This is a genomic window from Syntrophales bacterium (assembly GCA_030655775.1).
Classification (GTDB): Bacteria; Desulfobacterota; Syntrophia; order Syntrophales; family JADFWA01; genus JAUSPI01.
Map to the genome: position 1 here is coordinate 1 of JAUSPI010000040.1, position 4,158 is coordinate 4,158.

The 4,158-nt window shown below is 46.6% G+C and carries 4 protein-coding genes; 2 read left to right on the forward strand and 2 right to left on the reverse strand.

Annotated features, from left to right (window positions below):
- Window positions 1–684: hypothetical protein (locus Q7J27_02225; protein ID MDO9527957.1), on the forward strand; the 684-nt coding region annotated here is incomplete at its 5' end.
- A complete protein-coding gene (locus Q7J27_02230; protein ID MDO9527958.1) occupies window positions 681–1,781 on the forward strand; it encodes an AAA family ATPase in 1,101 nt (366 codons plus the stop codon). The genes Q7J27_02225 and Q7J27_02230, both read left to right, overlap by 4 nt.
- A gap of 671 nt (window positions 1,782–2,452) precedes the next feature.
- Here the strand turns inward: Q7J27_02230 and Q7J27_02235 are convergent.
- Together Q7J27_02235 and Q7J27_02240 are read right to left on the reverse strand one after the other, a co-directional pair.
- On the reverse strand, window positions 2,453–3,937 hold the full coding sequence (locus tag Q7J27_02235) for an AAA family ATPase (protein ID MDO9527959.1): 1,485 nt from the start codon (window positions 3,935–3,937) through the stop codon (window positions 2,453–2,455).
- A gap of 33 nt (window positions 3,938–3,970) precedes the next feature.
- Window positions 3,971–4,158: hypothetical protein (locus tag Q7J27_02240; protein MDO9527960.1), on the reverse strand; the 188-nt coding region annotated here is incomplete at its 5' end.

Below are 4,158 nucleotides of genomic sequence, written 5' to 3' on the forward strand. Positions count from 1 at the left end.
ATTGTAGATAACGGTAAAAGGGCGCTAAAGCAAATTATCTCACAAAGTATATATTCTGACGAAGACATTTGGGAAAGTTCACCTATTCGATTATTAGATGACCCTGGACGTGACCCGATTCTATTCCTCAAAACACGATACGAACCGGACGACTATATTTTTATTGGCGAGCATGATCAACCTGGAGTCCAGGGACTGACTATCCGCTTTCGTGATGAATGGATTGATTACTGGGGGAATGGTGGAAAAACTGCACCCTTCATAATAATAAATCCATTAACAGGAAAAGAAGGTTTTACAAAAGGTGGGAAGCCCTCACTTAGATGTGACAATACTGTTAAAACATATCTGAATTACCTCGCTGAATTCGACAACATATCAATGATAGAGCAGCTAAAGTTTTGGAGCTCCGCAAAACTCCCCGTTGTTGCACTGATTCATTCCGGTGGAAAAAGCATCCATGCTTGGATTGACGTTCAAAAGAGGGCAAAGGTGGAATGCGCAGAAGACTGGCAAACACATATAAGGGGCTACTTACACGACCGGCTATTGGCCCCCCTGGGCGTTGATGCAGCTTGTAGCAATCCGGCCCGTCTGTCGCGCTTGCCAGGCCATTATCGAGAAGAAAAGGGGCAATATCAACGGTTACTTTGGTTATCGGCTGAGGGGAGGCATATATCATGAGAGATGAATTCGAAGAACAGGTAAGGGAAGCGGACGGGCAAAAACCCCATAATAGATTTCACTTCCTGTCGATCAGCGACATTTATTCCCGTACAGCTCCTACTGAATGGTTGATTAAAGACTACCTGGACACACCGACTCTTGCCCAGATATTCGGCGAACCTGGTTCTATGAAATCATTCATGGCGTTGGACATGGGACTATGTATCGCTACCAAAACTGATTGGCATGGGCATCCGGTGAAGGTACAAGGGACGGTGTTTTATATAGCAGGTGAAGGGCTTTCAGGGATTGGGAAAAGACTGAAAGCCTGGGAAAAGTCTCACGGGATTTATCTCGAAGGTGTCCCATTTTTTGTATCTGACCGACCCGCTCAATTCCTTGACGAAAGCTCTGCACGGGAGGTGATTTTGGCCGTTGACAAATTGCTGGAACTGCACGGAACCCCTGTTTTGATTATCATCGACACCCTCAACAGAAATTTTGGCCCAGGAGATGAAAACCTTACGGCAGACATGACGCGTTTCGTGAACATTGTTGATGCGCAACTCCGTATAAAATATAAATGTACTGTTCTAATTATTCACCACAATGGTATTACAAATCAAGACAGGGGACGCGGCTCTTCGGCGTTACGTGCTGCACTGGACTGGGAATATAGTCTTATAAAGAATGTAAATGGTGTCTGCGCACTTACAAATACAAAGACGAAAGACCATGAACCGCCTCCGTCAATTTCCTTTAAGCCTGAAATTATCACTTTGGATGAATTAATTGACCGGGAAGATGGTGAGGCCGTGACCTCATGTGTCCTGCATCAAACAGGCAGGTCGGTACAAGGCAAGAAACCACTGGCACCATCTTACAAAATTGCTTATGACGCTCTTCTGACTGCAATAAAAGAATCTGACAAGGACGATCTTAAGGTGCACATTAACGACTGGAGGAAAATTGCTTACTCGAAGGGTATTTCAGCCTCAACCGAACCCGGATCAAAGAAAAAGGCTTTCCAACGTGCCGTTTATGCACTCCAGGTTTCCGGGTTGGTTGAAACACTGGATGATTACTGCTGGCCCGCAAGGGACAGGGGACAATGACGGGACACGTCACAAGACAGTTAGGGGGACAGACAGGGACACACCCCTTTAGGGGGTGTCCAGATGTCCCCCTGTCCGGGAGAATTTAAAAAATGGACAGATTGTGTTAACCCCTCCATCTGACTAATAGTTGCTACACAATAAATAACAGGTCTCTACGTTGCCCTTTAATCTATTTGTGCCTTATTCACGTCTAAAGGCAAAGGATTCGAAATGGCAGCCGTTCTCGGGCTGCCATTTGTGCCTTGCGTTTCCCCCTGTTGAGAATTATTTTAGCTGAAAATTCCTCAATACGGGATCGCAACGGCAAATATTTCCCCCGGACTTTTAAAGAAAACAAAAGGCTTGAACGCCCTTCCTCAAATGCTTCTTCATCTGGAGTATTGTTCCGGGGGGTCGGGTCATCCGGTAGCGGGGATATCAGTGACTTGCACCAGATGAACTTTTGTAGCAGCTTTCACTTCGTAATGCGCAGAAATGACCAGTGAGAAAGTTGAATTTGTCAGTTACGTATAGCACCTACAACTGTTGTATATGGCCTTTTGCCTGTGATTGTGAATTACCGTAAGAAATGTTGGTTTTATTAACAGTATCATAAGTGCAAAAAAAACAAAGCCTGTCCCATAGCCATCCAAAGGTAGTTCTTCATATCTTTCTTCCCAACATAATGTTCACCGCGTGGCGCGCCGTTTTGCCGCGTTTTGTGCAGCTTTCGGCGATATATATTCAGAGGGAGAGAGAATTGTCACACTGGTTGTTGCGCGAGTGAGGGCTACGTACCAATCTTTTATACTCATATTCCCATCGTATATAATAATGGTATGGTCGAACTCAAGCCCTTTTACGAGCAGAGTGCTGCCGACGCTTCGCTTCCCGAGTCTGCGTCCTGCATGCCTGGTGCGGTTCTGTACTTCGCAGATAACATCCGATAACTTGCATGCTCCGCGTAACGATTTGTTTTTAATTCCCGAGCGCATTGCAAAAAACATTTCTGGTCGGAACAGGTTGGTCGCCTTCAGCTCATAAAATCCTTTCATCAACGTTAGTACAGACTCATCTGTAGGACTATCGACTAGCGCGACACCGAGGCTGATCAGATCACCGAACTTGGTGACTCCACGTTTTCCGCCGTTCTGATGGGATTTAACTGAAGAAAGAAATTCCGCTTTTTCTCCACCAGTCATGCAGGCACAAATGAAATCCAAGACACATTCAAGTCGAGCTGGTCCTTCGGTCTCTTCGAGTTTTGTAGCGAACTCATAGAGGTGCTTGCAGCTTAACGGCTCAATATTGGAGTACCCGGCCTTTGCAAGACTCTGAGCAAGCGCTGCTCTGCGGTCTATGCTTGCCGGATCGCCGATTACAACGATTCTTTCATTGCTTGCTTTACCTAAAATGTCCTTACAGGCGCCAATGATTTTGGACCGCTGAAAATGTGGGTCACTGGGAAGACGTTCCCAGCTAACACACTCCGGACGGCCCGTAAGATCTATGGTCCCATACGCTTCAAGAGTGTGGCGGATATTTTCGAGCCAATTTGCCAAATCTATGTTTCCAGACTTATACCAGCGCCAGGGTTTGGTCAACTCCCCACTTTTCTTGAAAATAGGAAAAACATCCGTGACCCAGTCGACGGGCTCCTGGCCTGCAAAGTCGAAAATGGCCTGAAGGGGATCACCAAATACGCACACCCGGAGATGGTCAGCGATTGCAAGGATGACTCGATGTTGAAGGGTAGTACAATCTTGGTACTCGTCAACAAACACGCCGGAGTAAGACGATTTTAATACATTACTGACAGCACCGCTCTCTATCAGCCGAATAGCCGACTCATAGACAGAATTCCACTCCGCGTTTGTTCTTGGGTTAAGATTGACCAGACCTGACCGCTTGGGATATGATGTCGAATACCAAAGACACCAACCTGCAATTGTATCAACACGAAATTTAATATTGGGAACTCCGTATTTTTTGAGACGCATTCGAAGCGCATCGACGCCGGCATGGGTGTGAGTCATGATGAGCCTGCGCCCCACGGCAAACTTGGTGGCACGAGCTATTTGTTCAGTCTTGCCACATCCGGCAGCGGCAATTATGCTACCGCGCTCAAGACTGCCAGCCAGCCGCCCGATCTCTGTATCAACATCATCAGACATCGATCCAGTTTCTCAGCTTAATCAGTTCTTTTGCTAAAGGTGTTGCTGAGATTTCTTCAAGACACGGCGCAACAATCTCAGCCAATGCTTGCCCTTTCGTGATATCCTTGAACCACTTTTTAGAATTTGCCGCGGTACCCAATACCCGACGAAAGTCCGGATGGTCAAGAGATACCGGTAACGTAAGGTCAGTATGTCAGCGGCTGCGTGATTATGTACCA

What these genes read in the sequence shown, in the direction of transcription:
- Q7J27_02230 (MDO9527958.1), top strand. Translation starts at nt 681, where the DNA reads ATGAGAGATGAATTCGAAGAACAGGTAAGGGAAGCGGACGGGCAAAAA.
- Q7J27_02235 (MDO9527959.1), bottom strand. Translation starts at nt 3,937, where the DNA reads ATGTCTGATGATGTTGATACAGAGATCGGGCGGCTGGCTGGCAGTCTT.